The 15,273-nt window shown below is 43.1% G+C and carries 15 protein-coding genes; 8 read left to right on the top strand and 7 right to left on the bottom strand.

The genetic code is table 11. The features are described 5' to 3' along the window. Positions 1-5: 5 nt before the first annotated feature. Positions 6-881: a branched-chain amino acid ABC transporter permease gene (locus NAF01_RS05660; protein ID WP_048011758.1), complete on the bottom strand. Its 876-nt coding sequence runs from the start codon at positions 879-881 to the stop codon at positions 6-8. Between the two features lie 80 nt (positions 882-961). After that, entirely contained in the window at positions 962-2,116 is a 1,155-nt protein-coding gene (locus NAF01_RS05655; protein WP_197249145.1) for an ABC transporter substrate-binding protein, read from the bottom strand. A 299-nt stretch (positions 2,117-2,415) separates the two neighbouring features. On the opposite strand from NAF01_RS05655, the gene NAF01_RS05650 reads away from it, so the two are divergent. The 3 genes from NAF01_RS05650 (at position 2,416) to NAF01_RS05640 (ending at position 6,294) form a co-directional block, all read left to right on the top strand. After that, a complete protein-coding gene (locus NAF01_RS05650; protein ID WP_163140272.1) occupies positions 2,416-3,333 on the top strand; it encodes a proline dehydrogenase family protein in 918 nt (305 codons plus the stop codon). Positions 3,334-3,478: 145 nt separating this feature from the next. Continuing rightward, on the top strand, positions 3,479-4,942 hold the full coding sequence (gene putP / locus NAF01_RS05645; RefSeq protein ID WP_226619352.1) for a sodium/proline symporter PutP: 1,464 nt from the start codon (positions 3,479-3,481) through the stop codon (positions 4,940-4,942). A 122-nt stretch (positions 4,943-5,064) separates the two neighbouring features. Beyond that, complete coding sequence (locus NAF01_RS05640; RefSeq protein WP_197205542.1) at positions 5,065-6,294, top strand: PucR family transcriptional regulator; 1,230 nt, start codon at positions 5,065-5,067, stop codon at positions 6,292-6,294. A 780-nt stretch (positions 6,295-7,074) separates the two neighbouring features. Here NAF01_RS05640 and NAF01_RS05635 read toward each other — a convergent pair. Continuing rightward, the gene (locus NAF01_RS05635; protein WP_035326541.1) at positions 7,075-7,260 is read right to left on the bottom strand and encodes a hypothetical protein; all 186 of its coding nucleotides are present in this window, start codon (positions 7,258-7,260) and stop codon (positions 7,075-7,077) included. Positions 7,261-7,486: 226 nt separating this feature from the next. On the opposite strand from NAF01_RS05635, the gene NAF01_RS05630 reads away from it, so the two are divergent. The 5 genes from NAF01_RS05630 (at position 7,487) to NAF01_RS05610 (ending at position 11,846) form a co-directional block, all read left to right on the top strand. Further along, positions 7,487-8,335, top strand: a complete 849-nt coding sequence (locus NAF01_RS05630; protein ID WP_226619353.1) for a YitT family protein — start codon at positions 7,487-7,489, stop codon at positions 8,333-8,335. Between the two features lie 177 nt (positions 8,336-8,512). Then, a complete protein-coding gene (locus tag NAF01_RS05625) occupies positions 8,513-9,142 on the top strand; it encodes an NAD(P)H-binding protein (protein WP_226619354.1) in 630 nt (209 codons plus the stop codon). Positions 9,143-9,157: 15 nt separating this feature from the next. After that, positions 9,158-10,765: an FMN-binding glutamate synthase family protein gene (locus NAF01_RS05620; RefSeq protein ID WP_197214448.1), complete on the top strand. Its 1,608-nt coding sequence runs from the start codon at positions 9,158-9,160 to the stop codon at positions 10,763-10,765. A 203-nt stretch (positions 10,766-10,968) separates the two neighbouring features. Beyond that, positions 10,969-11,346 carry a hypothetical protein gene (locus NAF01_RS05615; RefSeq protein ID WP_048010370.1) on the top strand — a complete coding sequence of 126 codons (378 nt, stop codon included), beginning with the start codon at positions 10,969-10,971 and terminating at the stop codon, positions 11,344-11,346. After that, positions 11,343-11,846, top strand: coding sequence for an endolytic transglycosylase MltG (locus tag NAF01_RS05610; RefSeq protein ID WP_163140264.1), 504 nt, complete (start codon positions 11,343-11,345; stop codon positions 11,844-11,846). Before NAF01_RS05615 ends, NAF01_RS05610 begins: the two co-directional genes overlap by 4 nt. Before the next feature lie 194 nt (positions 11,847-12,040). Here NAF01_RS05610 and NAF01_RS05605 read toward each other — a convergent pair whose 3' ends face one another. From NAF01_RS05605 to NAF01_RS05590, 4 genes are all read right to left on the bottom strand, one after another. Then, positions 12,041-12,823 carry an alpha/beta fold hydrolase gene (locus NAF01_RS05605; protein WP_250801949.1) on the bottom strand — a complete coding sequence of 261 codons (783 nt, stop codon included), beginning with the start codon at positions 12,821-12,823 and terminating at the stop codon, positions 12,041-12,043. Beyond that, positions 12,774-13,118: a GNAT family N-acetyltransferase gene (locus tag NAF01_RS05600; RefSeq protein ID WP_250801948.1), complete on the bottom strand. Its 345-nt coding sequence runs from the start codon at positions 13,116-13,118 to the stop codon at positions 12,774-12,776. Before NAF01_RS05600 ends, NAF01_RS05605 begins: the two co-directional genes overlap by 50 nt. 262 nt (positions 13,119-13,380) lie before the next feature. Beyond that, positions 13,381-13,989, bottom strand: a complete 609-nt coding sequence (locus tag NAF01_RS05595; RefSeq protein WP_226619357.1) for an ankyrin repeat domain-containing protein — start codon at positions 13,987-13,989, stop codon at positions 13,381-13,383. Positions 13,990-14,029: 40 nt separating this feature from the next. Further along, positions 14,030-15,253 (bottom strand): amidohydrolase, encoded by a 1,224-nt coding sequence (locus NAF01_RS05590; RefSeq protein WP_226619358.1) that lies wholly within the window; start codon positions 15,251-15,253, stop codon positions 14,030-14,032. Positions 15,254-15,273 lie beyond the last annotated feature (20 nt).

Below are 15,273 nucleotides of genomic sequence, written 5' to 3'. Positions count from 1 at the left end.
CCTTCTTACGCTGAAATTTTTTGGCCAAACAATCCCTGCGGCCTGATGAGAAGTATGATGATGATGGCCGCAAAAGCGATTGCATCTTTGTAACCTGAATCGCCGTAAACAACGACAAAGGTTTCGGCCAGACCAAGAATAAGCCCTCCTGCCATCGCTCCCTTGACATTCCCCATCCCGCCAAGAATGATGATGGCAAGTCCTTTTAGCCCAATGGATAAACCCATCTGCGGCGTTACAGAGTTAAAGGCCATCCCGACAAGGATACCGGCGATTCCGCCCATTGCCGATGCGATGATAACCGTCATTGTAATTGTTCTTTTGACATCAACACCAAGAAGGCTTGCTGTTTCCAGATTTTCAGCAGTTGCTCTTAAAGCTTTTCCTGCCTTTGTTTTGCCAAGCCAAAAAGAAAGGGCGTACATGAGCAGGACGGAAATGACAAAGATAACAATCTGCACAAGATATACAGTTATCGAACCGATCTGGAAGCTGATTTCCGCAAAAGAAGCACGGAAAGGATGGTTGCCCGGTCCAAAAATATGGTGGGACAGGTTTTCCAGCAGTATCGATACACCAATGGTGCTGATCAATGGCGCCAGATGGGATACACCCTGTTTATTCCGGAGCGGTCTCAGGGCAAATCGTTCAAGCAGATATCCCATTGCAGCAGTTACCGCAATCGCAGCCAGAAAAGCCAGCCAAAGCGGCCCTTTAAAAGTGGAAGTGACAACAACGCCAATGAAGGCTCCGAACATAAAAATTTCTCCGTGTGCCATATTGATAATCCCAAGCACCCCGAAAACCAATGTAAACCCAAGTGCAACGATGGCATAAATGCTGCCAAGGGTAATTCCGTTTATTAATTGTTCGATTAACACGGCATTCACCTGCTTACTCGTAATTTTCTTAAAAGTAAGCTCTGGCACTGAAGGCGCCAGAGCTTCACTTTCGCAGCTTTTTAATTAAATTCCTTAAATGCTCCTTCTTCAATAACTAAAACGGTCGGATCCATCACGACATCTCCTTCTTCATCGAAAGAGAACTCTCCAAGAATTCCATTAAAGCCCTTGACCTCGGCCAGAGCATCCCGAAGTGCATCACGATCAGCTTCACCCGCATTCTTCAATGCCTCAGCCATTATGTAAAGCGCATCGTATGCCTGTGCTGCAAACTGATCCGGCTTTTTGCCGTATTCCTTTTCATATTTACTTACAAATTCCTTGACCTTATCATCTTCTTTTTCACCATACCAGGGAGTTGCCACAATCAGGCCATTTGCTGCATCCCCTGCGATATTGATGACCTCAGGAGAATTGAAGCCATTTCCTCCGACAAACGGAACCTCAATGCCCATTTTCCTGGCCTGATCCATGATGACCGCACCTTCATTGTATAGAGCCGAAGCCAGAATTAGGTCCGGTTTTAAACCTTTAATTTTTGTCAGCTGAGCATTATAATCTGATTGGCCTTTTTGGAACGTTTCAATCGTTAAGATTTCGAGACCCTTCTCTTCCGCTGCTTTTTTCATTGTGTCAAAACCTGATTTTGTAAAAACATCATCATTTCCATATAGAATTGCTACTTTTTTAGCATCATATTTTTCAATGGCTTTATCTATTGCAGCCGGAATCGCCAAGGCTTCAGGCAGTGAGTTGCGGAAGACATAGTCCCCAATTTGCGGAATTCCTTCTGCCGTTGTTGAAGTTCCCATAATCGGCACTCCGTTGAGGTCGGCTTCCGGACCGACTACGTTCATTTCTGTGCTTAAGGTTGGCCCGATAATGGCTGTCACATTCTCGGAATTCATAAGCTTTTGTGCTGCTGTCAATGCCTGATCCTGCTTGCCGGCAGAATCCTCAGTTACAAGGTTAATCTTGACTTCTCCCTTGCCATTTATTTCTTCCTGTGCGAGCTTTAAGCCATTTGTGATAGCTTCACCATAAGCAGCACCCGGTCCGCTGATATAAGAAATAACTCCAATATCCGCTTTAACGGCTCCTCCGCTGCTCTCCCCATCTTCATCCCCTGCAGTCTGATTGCCGCCGCATGCTGAGAGGACCAGCAAGCTTGACAATGCTGTAAACTGCGCAAATTTCTTTAACTGCTTTCTCATCTTTCTCTAACCCCCATTTTCTGAAATAAATAAATATTCAAAACTATATTACTATTTAAATACAAATGCTTGTCATTGTAAACAATAATATGGAAACTTTTCTTACATATTAATTGACAACGAGAATTGGAAGTGACTGGAAGCGCAGAATATGTTTTCTCATATGGAAAATGCAGCCTTTCATTGTCTTATGTCAACAATAGATTGATAGAATCTTTGTTTTTTATGAACATTGTCGGAACTTGTCACAGAATTGTAAGATTAATCTAAAGATATAACCATTGGAGGTGCTTGTTTAAATGGAAGCGATTACAAGGGACTTTTTCCTATATTTATCTAAAAATAGCTTACTGAATAAAATCGCCCAGAATAGAGGCGGAAGTTTTGCAGCAGGAAAATTAATAGGCGGGGTTGATTTCAAAAGCAGCGTCCGATTTATCAGGGATCTGAATAATCAGGGACTTTCTGTAACAGTGGATCATTTGGGAGAATTTGTTGATTCTGTTGAAGTGGCAAATGAACGGACAGAGGAATGTATTTCAACCATTGAAATGATCAGCAAAGAAGGACTGGATTCACAAGTATCCCTGAAAATGACTTCTCTTGGTCTGGATATTGATCATGATCTTGTTGTGAAAAACATGACCAGAATTCTTGATACTGCCGAGAAGCATAAGATCATGGTGACAATCGATATGGAAGATGTGCCGCGCTGCCAGGCAACGATCGATTTGTTTAAACAGTTTAAAGAAAAGTACAGCTGTGTAAGCACCGTTCTGCAGGCGTACCTGTACCGGACTGAAAAGGACCTGGAGGATCTGGGGAAATACCAACCGTTCTTAAGAATGGTAAAAGGGGCATATAAAGAAGCACCTGAGCACGCATTTCCTGAGAAGACAGATGTTGATGAAAACTATAAGAAATTGATAGAACAAAGTCTCTTAAACGGAAACTATACAGCAATAGCTTCCCACGATGACCAGATCATCGAGTACACAAAAGAATTAGCAAAGAAGCATAACATTTCAAACGACCGTTTCGAGTTTCAAATGCTTTATGGCATGAGGAATAAAACACAGCTGGAGCTGGCAAAGCAAGGCTATAAGATGCGTGTCTATGTACCATACGGCATGGACTGGTACGGCTATTTCATGAGAAGGCTTGCTGAACGGCCGGCTAATATTGCATTTGCTTTTAAGGGCATTTTCAAGAAATAATATTTTTCTTCCAAAATATTAAAATATAACTATAATAAAAAGAAACCAGTCATGATTTCTAGGTAATGAGAAAGCAAACCACTGCTTTCTCATCGCTTATTTTATCTAAATATTTTGTTAAACCAACAAAAAGGAGGCTGACAAAATGGATTATGCATTAATTATATCCATTACCGTGTATATGATTGGAATGCTTTGGATTGGCTATTATGCGTATAAACGGACTTCCAATCTATCAGATTACATGCTCGGAGGACGGACACTGGGTCCTGCGGTAACCGCTTTAAGTGCGGGTGCTTCCGATATGAGCGGATGGCTTTTGATGGGCCTTCCAGGAGCCATGTATGCCACTGGCCTAAGCGCTTCCTGGATTGTCATCGGCTTGACTCTCGGGGCATGGGCAAACTGGATCTATGTGGCACCAAGGCTCCGCACGTATACTGAGGTAGCCAATGATTCTATTACGATTCCCGGTTATTTAGAAAACCGGTTCGGGGATGCTTCCAAAATCCTCCGCCTGATTTCAGGATTAGTTATCTTAATTTTCTTTACCTTTTATGTATCATCAGGCATGGTTTCCGGGGGCGTTTTATTCCAGAGCACTTTCGGGCTGGATTACCACACCGGTTTATGGATCATTACAGGTGTTGTGGTTGCGTATACACTATTTGGAGGATTTCTTGCGGTTAGCTGGACAGACTTTGTTCAGGGTTTGATTATGTTTCTCGCCCTCATTCTTGTACCAATCGTAACCCTTTTCCATATAGGAGGATTTGGGCCGGCAATTGATACTGCCAGAACAATCAATCCAGCTTTCCTTGATATCTTTAAAGGGACAAGTCTATTAGGCATCGTTTCCCTTTTTGCATGGGGCCTTGGCTACTTTGGACAGCCTCATATTATCGTCCGCTTTATGGCTATCAGTTCAGTTAAAGAAATCAAAAAAGCCACCCGCATTGGGATGGGCTGGATGATTTTCTCGAGTATTGGCGCTATGCTGACTGGTTTTGTCGGAATTGCTTATGTGGCGGATACCGGAATTAGCATCGAAGATCCCGAAACGATCTTCATCCTCCTGGGCGAGGTATTATTCCACCCGATCATTACAGGCTTTTTAATCTCGGCAATCCTTGCAGCTATCATGAGTACCATCTCATCACAGCTGCTAGTCACATCAAGCTCATTAACGGAAGATTTATATAAGACATTCTTCCGCCGCTCAGCTACAGATAAAGAATTGGTTACAATAGGAAGATTATCTGTATTGCTGGTTTCTGTCATTGCATTATTTATCTCATGGGAGAAAAATGAAACGATTCTGGACCTTGTGGGTTATGCTTGGGCTGGTTTCGGATCTGCTTTCGGACCGCTTATCATTCTCAGCTTATACTGGAAGCGCATGACAAGATGGGGAGCACTAGCAGGGATGATCATAGGTGCCAGCACCGTCATCATTTGGTCTCAAGCCGGATTATCCGACTTCCTCTATGAAATGATCCCTGGCTTTGCTGCCAGCTTAATTGCCATCATCGTGGTGAGTCTTCTGACTGAGAAGCCATCTGCAGAAGTTGAGAAACAGTTTGCAGACTTTGAAAAATCCTTAAAATAAACTAGACTAATCAGGACTGGGCTAAGAAAATGCCCGGTCCTTTTTCTATACCACAAAATTCGGGTGGTGCCTGTCACCGTTTTTCACTATAATAAGAACAGCAATAATGAGGAGGGAGCTTAATGAGCCAGCCGCTGGAGAAAATCCTTACTTTGACTGATATTGATGAGATTACAGAAATGGTCAGCACTTTTTTGAAGAAGCCTGTTGTCATCGAGGATGAGCAATTCTCGCTGCTGGCTTATAGCTCGTATTATATTGAGCATTTTGATTTGGCGAACCAGCAGACCATATTTTCGAAGAGATGGCCGATTCCCATTTTGGAGAAATTTATGGATGAAGGCATTGTTGACCAGTTAAAGACAATCCCTGAGCCTTTCAGAATTAAGAAGATGGAAGAAATCGGCCTTAACCAGCGTGTAGTTGTAAGCGCTAAATATAAAGAGCAGATACTTGGATTTATCTGGGTTCAGGAATTGGACGGTTTCCTGTCAGAAAGCGAAATGAAGTTTCTGCATGACGTTTCCTTCCATATTGGAAAGCTTTTATATCAGAAAAACCTGAAGAAGCTCCGTAAAGAAGAAGAAAAACATCAATTTTATCAAAAAATCATTGATCGTACGTATCAGACCGAAGATCAGATTAAGTGGGAAGCTGCCAATGTCAAAATCATCCTCCCGGAGGCCTTTATCATCAATGTATTTACGGTCCTTCAGGGAGATGAAGAGATGTTGGCAGAGTTAAATGAAACCGTTCGGCTGTTCGCTAATGCGCTCAGCCATCCTGCTTATATCTTTACGAATCAGCATGAGATCATCGTGATGATCGGCAGCAGCTCCCCTGCACCCGGCAGCCTTTCAGAAGACGCACACGAATTAACCAATACCGTCCTAAGCCAATTCAGGCAGCAGACTGTGTATGCGGGAATCGGAGGAGAGTATTCCTCCATCCTCAAACTTCGCAAAAGCTATCGAGAGGCCCTGGAGGTCATCAAAGCCGCCAAATTCATTGGCTCGCCTGAAGAACTGCCCTATGAATATAAAAAGCTCTGGGTGTTCCGTTACCTGGAACCGATCGCCCAGCATAACAGCAAGACCAATTATGTTAATGAAGATCTTATGAAGCTGCAGAAAAAAGACCTGGAGAGCCAAACCAGCCTGCTGAAGACGCTTGAAGTCTATTTATTGAACAACTGCCGCCTCAAGCCGACAGCGGAACAGCTTTTCATCCATACCAATACATTAAAATACCGAATGAAACAAATTACTGACCTGACTTCAATCGATTTTGACGACTTTAATACAAGATGCCAGCTGTACATTGATTTACAGCTGCTTAAGCGGAAGAAATAAGAATGTGAGGAGGCTGGCGGGGGAATGCCTAAACGTGCGGCGTCATGGAGCGTTTATGGCGACCGTTTTCCTCGCTGCTTCCTCTTTTTCGGCTTCATCCCGCCTCTTTTTCCGTCACTTGCTTCTAAACTTGCCAGGATTTTCAACTCTGATAGATACAATCTCCCCGCAGCTTAAACAAAAGCGAAAGATCTTCAGAGATCCAGTTGAAAGTTTTTTATTCAATGGCCTGACTGCCACATAGTCAGTGCCTTCTGCAAATTCTGTCCCTTTGCATCTCGGGCATTCTTTAACATGGTTCACCTTCATCAGCTCCCTTCAGCTTATATACGCATCAGAATGGTAAAAGTTCCCCAAAAAAGAAATGCCTGTCCCCTATCCAGGGAGCAGGCATTTTATCGCAGTCTAACGGGCAGTAAGACCCCCACTTCAAGACTCAGAAGAATCAAAGGAGGATAAGCGGGGGTCAAACTGCCCAATCTAGCTGCGGCTCCTAGGGGCTCGAGGTCATAAGCCAATCAGCTGATGGGAAGAAAAGCACTCCCCTCCATCTGCTCGTCTTATGCTTGTCACCCCAAGGCAAGTCGCCTCGCTTTATAATGTAAAGGCCCGATTGGTGAGATACAGTGAAACTTGCCGACGCGCAGGCAGAGGCTTAGTTGAACCAATCGGGTACGTAGTGTCGATTGATCGAAGCGCTAGCGGAGATCTTAGCGACACTAGAACGCGACTAACAATCAGTGGGGGATAAGGAAAACCCCCACTGATTGAAGTTTCACTTTATTGTTCTTCTTTTTCCGGCTTGAATAAAAAATAGGAGATAACACCTGATAATAGTGCTGCACCGGCTGCTATCATCAAGCGGATCATCAGATCAATCTGCTGGTAATCCTTATTCAGCATCCACATGGCAGCCCCGGCTACAAGTATCATAATGGGAATGACAATAAGCTTTCTATTTTTCAAGATTTCTTACATCCTTTCGTGCTCATGCTAGTCATAACTATTATATAAGAATTAAACAAAAATAGATAATAGCATCCACTTTTGCGAACCCTTCCAATTTTCTTAATTATTAAACCTTATTTTTTTCCTCTCATTCCCTTTACAAAGGGTCTTGATGGGCTTTATAATCCCGTTGTTCCGCTTTTTACGGAATCCGAAAAAAACTATAATAAAGGAGGTTGCGGCGATGCGGCAAAAACTGTTTTCTTTTATGATGATCAACCTGGGAGCTTTCCTGGTTTCTATAAATGTCCATTTTTTCTTATCCCCCAATAATTTAGCAACTGGAGGGGTCAGCGGATTGTCGATTATCATGAATGATGTATTTCCAGATTTCTCAATCGGTACATTCATGATTCTTGTCAATTTGATATTGTTTGCAGTTGGGTTTGTTTTTCTTGGATCTGGTTTTGGGGCAAAAACCATTTATGCAAGCTTTGCATTGTCCTTTTATGTATGGGCGCTTGAGAAGTTCGCCCCGATGGCTCAGCCGCTTAGTGATGACTTGCTTATTCAGCTGATCATCGGGCAATGCATCGCCGCAACCGGCATGGCGATTGTGTTTAACCAGCAGGCCTCCACTGGCGGTACAGATATCATCGCTATGATTTTTAATAAATATTTAAATATTGAAGTTGGCAGAGGAGTGCTTCTGGCTGATTTAGCCATTGCCCTGTCTTCCGCCGTTCTATTTGGGCCGCAAGTCGGCATGTATGCCTTTTTTGGAGTCATTATTAATGGATTTGTGATTGATTATGCACTTCAGCAATTCAATTCAAATAAGGAAATTGTGATTATCAGCCACCACAGTGATGAAATTAAAACCTTTATAGTTCATGAATTGGGGAAGGGTGCAACCATTCACACGGCAACCGGTGCCTTCACTTCAGATAAAAAAGAAGTCATTACAACCATCCTGGGCAGAAAAGATTTTACTAAGCTGAAAAGCTATATTACCCAGGTTGACAATAAAGCATTTATCACAGTACACACGATGAATGAAATACTCGGCCAGAATTTCAAACGGCTGGCATAAACGGCAAAGCTTCATCCGCAAAGGATGGAGCTTTATTTTATATGCAGTGAGCCGTCTGAGCCACATAACGATTATAGTAAAACCAGCCGGTCCACTTAATGGGCCGCTTTTTTGTTTGCCTGATTTTGGTTTTAAATAAACCCCTTGTGGAAAAAAGGTAAAAAAGGAGGCGTTAGCATGAAGGTGATTGTAATCGGTGCCAATGGAGATGTCGGTGAGCATGTAATCAGGAAGCTCGCTGACAGGAAGCATGAAGCTCTTGCCGTTGCGGCAAAGGAAAACCAAATGGAAGATCTGATCAAGCTGGGAGCAGCACAGGCAATTGTTTATGACGAGGAAAAGCTGATCCCCTATCTGCAGGCATCAGATGCCGTGATTTACTTGACAGGCGTCAATCCTAAAAAACATACAGGCAAAACCGTTATGGTCGATCACCAATCTATATCCGACATCATCCAATTGGCACAAAAATCAAATGTCAGGAGATTTGTGATGATGAGTGCAGTTAAAGCGGAGGAAAGCGAAACAGACCCTTCCCGCAAAATTGCGGCGAAGGATCTTCCGGAGGATATGCTCAAAACTGCCAATCTAGTATACACAGTGGTTCGGATTGGCCAATTAACGGACAATCCCGGGAACGGAGCCATTACCCTGTCGAAGAAAATCCATGACCGAAAGGCTGAGATACCGCGCGAGGACGCTGCTGAAGTTCTGGTAGAGTCCCTTAACCAGGAAGCGGTCTTTCATTCGACCATTGAAGCAGCCTCGGGAGACACCCCTATCAGTGAAGCCCTAAGCATGTTTTAATAGAAGGAGGATAAAATGAGTTTAACAGATTACCTTGTCATTGCATTATTCGTATTTATCTCATTGGTTATTTTTGTCCCTGTCATTCTATTTATTTATTGGTATATAAAAGATGACAGGCAGAAACAGCACTCCATACTTAGGAACTTCCCGGTAATCGGGAAGGTGCGGTACTTCGCAGAAAATGTGGGGCCTGAGCTAAGACAGTACCTGTTCAATAATGATACAGAAGGCAAGCCTTTTTCCAGAAAGGAATACCAGGATGTTGTCAAAGCCGGCAAATACAAAGAAAGACTAATAGGCTTCGGATCGATAAGAAATTTTGACGAAGAAGGCTTTTATATACGAAACACCCTGTTCCCAAAACTGGTTGATGAAATGAAGGTGGATAATACAAGAAAAATAAACACACGTGTCTATAAGGTCGATGGGGATAATCTTTTTTCAAGAAAGGAGCACAGCGAAGAAAAATTGGCTGATCCTTACTATCTTCGGGATGAAGATGCGGTTGTGCTGGGAGAAAAAAGCTGCCGGCAGCCATTCAGGGTTAAGGGTCTTGTTGGACAATCGGCCATGAGCTATGGATCCCTCGGTGAAAAAGCCATCACGGCCCTTTCCAAAGGGCTTGGCCTTGCAGGAGGAACCTGGATGAATACCGGTGAAGGCGGCCTGTCTCAGTATCATTTGGCCGGCAGCCCGGACATCATTATGCAAATCGGCCCTGATATGTTCGGTGTCCGAAAGGCCAATGGGGAATTTTCATGGGAAGAATTTAAAAAGAAAAGTGAAATCCCTGAGGTCAAGGCCTTTGAACTAAAGCTTGCACAGGGTGCGAAAACCCGCGGCGGCCATGTGGAAGGCGAAAAAGTAACCGAAGAAATCGCCAGTATCCGGCTTGTCGAAGTCGGCAAAACTATTAACAGTCCAAACCGTTTCTATGAATTTGATAATGTCCCTTCCATGTTCGATTTTATAGAGGAGCTCAGAAGTGTTGGCGGAAAGCCTGTCGGCATGAAAATTGTGGTAGGTGACCTGGATGCTCTTGAAAACATGATTTCCTATATGAAGGAGAGCGGCAAAGGCCCGGATTTCATCACAGTGGATGGCGGTGAAGGCGGAACAGGGGCGACTTATCAGGAGCTTGCGGACAGTGTGGGGCTCCCTATCCAATCAGCCCTGACAGTTGTCGATGAAATGCTGAGGGAGTATGGGGTACGGGACCGTGTGAAAATTATCGCTTCCGGTAAATTAATCACTCCTGATAAAATTGCCATAGCTCTTGCAATGGGAGCGGATCTGGTCAATATTGCCCGCGGTTTTATGATCAGCGTCGGCTGCATTATGGCCGGTGTCTGCCATACCAATCACTGCCCGGCAGGGGTGGCGACAACCGACAAAAAGCTTCAGGATGGATTAATTGTTGAGGAAAAGCATTACCGGGTATGCAACTATGTCATTTCGCTCAGAGAAGGGTTATACAATCTGGCGGCAGCGGCAGGAATTGATAATCCCACCCAATTTGAAAGAAAACATATTGTCCATAAAGATAAATTCGGGAGAGTCTCTCCCATCGAAGACATTCTGCATGCCGCCAAACGCGCACAGCTGCAGAAAGAAAACTGAACAAATGGAAGCCCGGTCCTGAATGGCCCGGGCTTTTATAAGGAATAAGATTTACCATCCGCACCTTTTTCTGGCATAAAAACAGGACTATCGTGTTATTTTGAGGTTATCATTCGAAATCCCCCGGCAATAAAGGTATAATTTAGTTTGGTAAAAAAATAGATACCGAGAAAAAAAGTGTTTACATAAGGGAGGATTTTAGGATGGGATGGGTAATTGCCATATTATTTGGTTCAGCAGTCGTGCTGCTCATTTTATCGTTTTTAAAAACGGCGCAGTCAAAATCAAATATTGAGCAGCAAATTGATCAGGTTACTTTTACACTAAAAAATGAAATTCATGAGCTTCAGCAGCAAATCAGAAATATTGAATTGGACGCAGAGATTACGGCGAAGCAATCAGGAGCTATGAGCGGGCCATCAGAAGAAAGATTGCTGCTTCGCGAAGTACTGGATATGCATAAACGCGGATATTCCAATGAAAGCATTGCATTAAAAAAACAGCTTACGCCTAACGAGGTTGATCTGATGCTCTTGCCTTATTCAGCGAACAAGGGTGAAAGGAGTATGGTTGCCCAATGACACCAAATTCCTTGCGCAGTTTTGCAGCAGGCCTTTTAGCGGCTGCCATTTTGACGGGAAGTGTCTATCTATTTGGACCTTCTGAAGCCAAGAGCACTGAAAAACCATCGGATAAAGCAGAGAAAGTGGAAAAGCTGTCAGATGAAGAAATGATTGACCTGCTGGCATCTAAAGGCTACGTCATCAACACAGAAGACGAATGGAGCAAACAGCTTGCTGCTGCCGCAAAGTCCAGCGAGAAAAAAGAGGATAAAACCGAAAAGAAAACCGATGACAAGACCGGCGAAAAAGTTGTTTACCGGACTATTTTAACCGTATCAATGGGAATGACCAGCATTGATGTGGGGAACGCGCTTGAAAAAGCGCATATAATTGAAAGCGGCATCCAATTCTATAAAGATGTAGAAAAACGCGGTCTTGAGAATGATCTGCGTCCCGGCACGTTTGAAATAGAAAGCGGAATGACGACGGACGAGATTATTTCAGTTATTTTCAAATAAGCAAAAGCTCCTTTTCGGCTTGAAAAGGAGCTTTTTTCTATATTTCAATCGCAAAAATGATTAATTTGATGGCACAGTGAGAGCTTTATGTGCGCATAACGCCAATTTATGTGCGGATAAGATTTTTTGTGTGCGGATAACACAAATTTATGTGCGGATAAAAAATTTTATGTGCGCTCCAAAACAGAGACTGCTTACTCTTTCAAAAACAAGCGGATAGCCTCTGCAAGTTCTTCCGGTGCTTCGTACATGCTCATGTGCCCAGCACCATTAATGGTCACCTGCTTGATGTTAGATCCTTCAACTGCAAATGATTTTTCCGGAGGAACAATCTGGTCTTGGTCTCCAGCCACAATTAATACTGGCAGCTTTGTACTTTTCAAAACATGACTGCGGTCCTCACGCTGTTTCATCGCTTTCAAGGAAGCCTTTGCACCTTCAGCACTTGTACGATAGCCAATTTCTTTTGCAACTTGAATTTCGTCCGGATGTTTCTCTCCTGGTGCAAAAAGCTTCGGCACCAGTCCATCTATAAAAGATTCCACACCCTCTTTATCGATCTTACCGGCTGCTACATCCCTTCCTTTTTTCCCTTCTTCAGAATCCGGGCTGGCTGTTGAATGGATAAGGGAAAAGGATTTCAGCTTTTCCTCATAGGCTTCCGCAAATGCAAGGGTTACATAGCCGCCCAATGAATGGCCGAAAAGAGATACTTTATCAAGTTCCAGCTCATCTATAGCCCCTTTGATTGCTTCTGCCATCTTTTCAATAGAGGGTTCACCCTCTGGCAGTCCTGACTCTCCATGCCCCGGAAGATCGGCCGCAATGACGCGAAAGTCCTCTGCCAATAATGGAATCACCCTTGCCCAATAATCTTTGCTGCCGCAAAATCCATGCAGCAATACAAGCGGCTCCCCTTTGCCTTCATCATAGTATGAAATGGCTGTTCCATTTACATTCATTCTTTTTGCGTCCATTCAGAAAACCTCCTTTAGTTTGCAGCAAATCCTGATATTCGCTCTTTCGGTCAAAAACAGCTTTGGCATATGAGCAGGCAGGCACAATCTTATATCCCTTGCTGCGTGCCTCCTGAACGACGCTTTCCAGAAGCTTTCCTGCAATTCCCTGTCCGCGCAGGGAGTCGCTTACATATGTATGGTCTATGGTTATGACAGAATCACCGCTTGGAATATACGTAATTTCTGCTATCATATTCCCTTCTTCATCATTCATAAAAAACCGGTTTTCTTCTTTTTGGATATCTGTATTCATCGCATTTCCTCCTTTAATTAAATATGTCCTTATACTTGATGTTAACATACTGTCTTCGGAATTATTTGAATATCCCTTCCTATATCTTCCCTGCTTAATAAAACTTTTAAACTTTAGTTTTCTTGCGGGTACTTACTATACTCTTGCATTGCATGCTGCCGCTGCTCAGGGATTTAATCTTTCGGGGACATCTATATAAACCAAAAGAAATCCCTTTCCGCTATTAAAACAGAAAGGGATTTCTTACCTAAAAACTATGCAATTACATTATACCAGCGGTAAATAAAATATCCTCTATTTCTTTGTATCCTTTTCTTCTGGCAAGCTCAATCGGCTTCACACCATATTGGTCTGTTAGACTTGTATCGGCCCCGTATTCAAGCAATAGCTTTATGATGGCCTGCTGGGTTTCTCCTCCATCATTCAAAACAATGGCTTCAATCAAAGGTGTCCATCCGCAATAATTGGTATGATTTACGTTCATATCTGTAGATGTTAAAAGCTCCCGAACTACTTCTAAATGTCCCTTTTCGCAGGCTGGAGTAATACCCACTCCGCCAAATCTCGTTAAAAGATTAATATCAGCCCCAGCGCTAATCATCATTTTTACTAACTTCAAATCTCCATGAATGCATCCATATAAAAAGGGGTTTAAGCTGGTTTGATCTTGAAGATTAATGTCTGCTCCGGACTCCGCCAGAAATTGAACCAAATCATAATGCTTATTTATTGAAGCAATCAAAATGGCCGTTCGTTTTTTCTTATCTCGCAGATTAATATTAATGCCGCTCTCTATACAGGCTTTCAAACATTCAAGGTCACCATTTTCTGCTGCTGCGAATAACACAAGGCTATCATCCATTTTTAACATATGATCCTCCGTAAAATATGGTATTTATACCAGAAACGCTCTATGTCAGCTGCCCTGCGACCACTTTCCCTCTAAAAATGACCGCTTCTCTTTCAGGTGTTCTCGCAACAGCTTCTGCCGAACACGAAGCATTGACTAGCACCAAGTTTGCTTCTTCTCCCTCAAGCGGCCAACTCATCTCTCCATCCTTGTTTAATGGAACAGGACCCCCAGTGGCCCATTTTAATGATTGTGCCAGAGAAACTTCATCGCTCTTGCGATAAAGTTCACCATATCTCGTTACTTTTTCCAGCAGATCTCCATTCCCGAAAGGTCCCCAGGAATCATAGAACCCATCACAGCCCAGAAAAACATTTACACCTTTCCTGTCCAAGAGTTCAATTGGCGGAAGAGATTTTGTTATAGGAATAGTGGACATGATCGACATTCCAAGCCCATTCAATCTTTCCGCCATTTCTTCTGCTTGCGGCACTGGTACTTCCCCTAAACAAAATGCATGGCTTACAGCAGCACGATTGTGCCACTTGGCTTCTTCTATCATTTCAGCAAATTTATCAATAGTATATAATCCAGCATGTCCGCCATCATGTAAATGGATATCTATATCTGCATCAAATTCTGTACTCAGATTCATAACTTCATAAAGTGACTTTTCAATGTTGCGGTCAATTCCTGCAGGATCAAGACCGCCTACAATGCTGGCGCCAGATCTCATCGCTTCTTTCATGAGAGGAATTACATGTTCCCTTAAAAGACCGTGTTGAGGGAAAGCTACAATTTCGTATGTCAGTTTGTCGGAATAGTCTTCTAGAGCTTCTCTTACGCCCTCCAGGTTCTTTAAGCCAATATAAGGATCAATATTAACATGGGTACGAATATGAGTTGACCCCTTAGAAAGGAGAAGCTCAATCATTTTGCTTGCCCGCTGTTTGGCTGTAGGCGCCAATTCCTCAAGCTCCATTGCTTCATACCGTAAACGTTCCTCTAAGTTTTTGACCGGCCTGCATGCCTTCCAATCAAGAGATAGATAGGTCTTATCAAGATGGTTGTGCATTTCTTTAAAAGATGGCAGTGCCAGAAATCCTCTTCCGTCCACCTTTTTTTCATTATCGGAAATTTTATAAGTGCTGCCCTGTTTTTCTATGATTTTTCCATCTTCAATTTTTAAATGAAAGAGTTCTGTTGTTGTGGTATAAGCTCCCTTGTCATCCTGAAGATATCCTGTTTCAAGCTTTATATTTGTTAACCAATGGGAAGTTGACACTGTATATCCTCCTTTTTGCT

Source organism: Cytobacillus firmus, from assembly GCF_023657595.1.
Classification (GTDB): domain Bacteria; phylum Bacillota; class Bacilli; order Bacillales; family Cytobacillaceae; genus Cytobacillus; species Cytobacillus firmus_B.
Note: the sequence above shows the minus strand (reverse complement) of the source record. Positions and strands in the feature narration are given on the sequence as shown.

What these genes read in the sequence shown, in the direction of transcription:
- NAF01_RS05600 (WP_250801948.1), bottom strand. Translation starts at nt 13,118, where the DNA reads ATGAATACAGATATCCAAAAAGAAGAAAACCGGTTTTTTATGAATGAT.
- NAF01_RS05605 (WP_250801949.1), bottom strand. Translation starts at nt 12,823, where the DNA reads ATGGACGCAAAAAGAATGAATGTAAATGGAACAGCCATTTCATACTAT.
- NAF01_RS05615 (WP_048010370.1), top strand. Translation starts at nt 10,969, where the DNA reads ATGGGATGGGTAATTGCCATATTATTTGGTTCAGCAGTCGTGCTGCTC.
- NAF01_RS05620 (WP_197214448.1), top strand. Translation starts at nt 9,158, where the DNA reads ATGAGTTTAACAGATTACCTTGTCATTGCATTATTCGTATTTATCTCA.
- NAF01_RS05655 (WP_197249145.1), bottom strand. Translation starts at nt 2,116, where the DNA reads ATGAGAAAGCAGTTAAAGAAATTTGCGCAGTTTACAGCATTGTCAAGC.
- NAF01_RS05595 (WP_226619357.1), bottom strand. Translation starts at nt 13,989, where the DNA reads ATGTTAAAAATGGATGATAGCCTTGTGTTATTCGCAGCAGCAGAAAAT.
- putP (WP_226619352.1), top strand. Translation starts at nt 3,479, where the DNA reads ATGGATTATGCATTAATTATATCCATTACCGTGTATATGATTGGAATG.
- NAF01_RS05625 (WP_226619354.1), top strand. Translation starts at nt 8,513, where the DNA reads ATGAAGGTGATTGTAATCGGTGCCAATGGAGATGTCGGTGAGCATGTA.
- NAF01_RS05630 (WP_226619353.1), top strand. Translation starts at nt 7,487, where the DNA reads ATGCGGCAAAAACTGTTTTCTTTTATGATGATCAACCTGGGAGCTTTC.
- NAF01_RS05610 (WP_163140264.1), top strand. Translation starts at nt 11,343, where the DNA reads ATGACACCAAATTCCTTGCGCAGTTTTGCAGCAGGCCTTTTAGCGGCT.
- NAF01_RS05650 (WP_163140272.1), top strand. Translation starts at nt 2,416, where the DNA reads ATGGAAGCGATTACAAGGGACTTTTTCCTATATTTATCTAAAAATAGC.
- NAF01_RS05640 (WP_197205542.1), top strand. Translation starts at nt 5,065, where the DNA reads ATGAGCCAGCCGCTGGAGAAAATCCTTACTTTGACTGATATTGATGAG.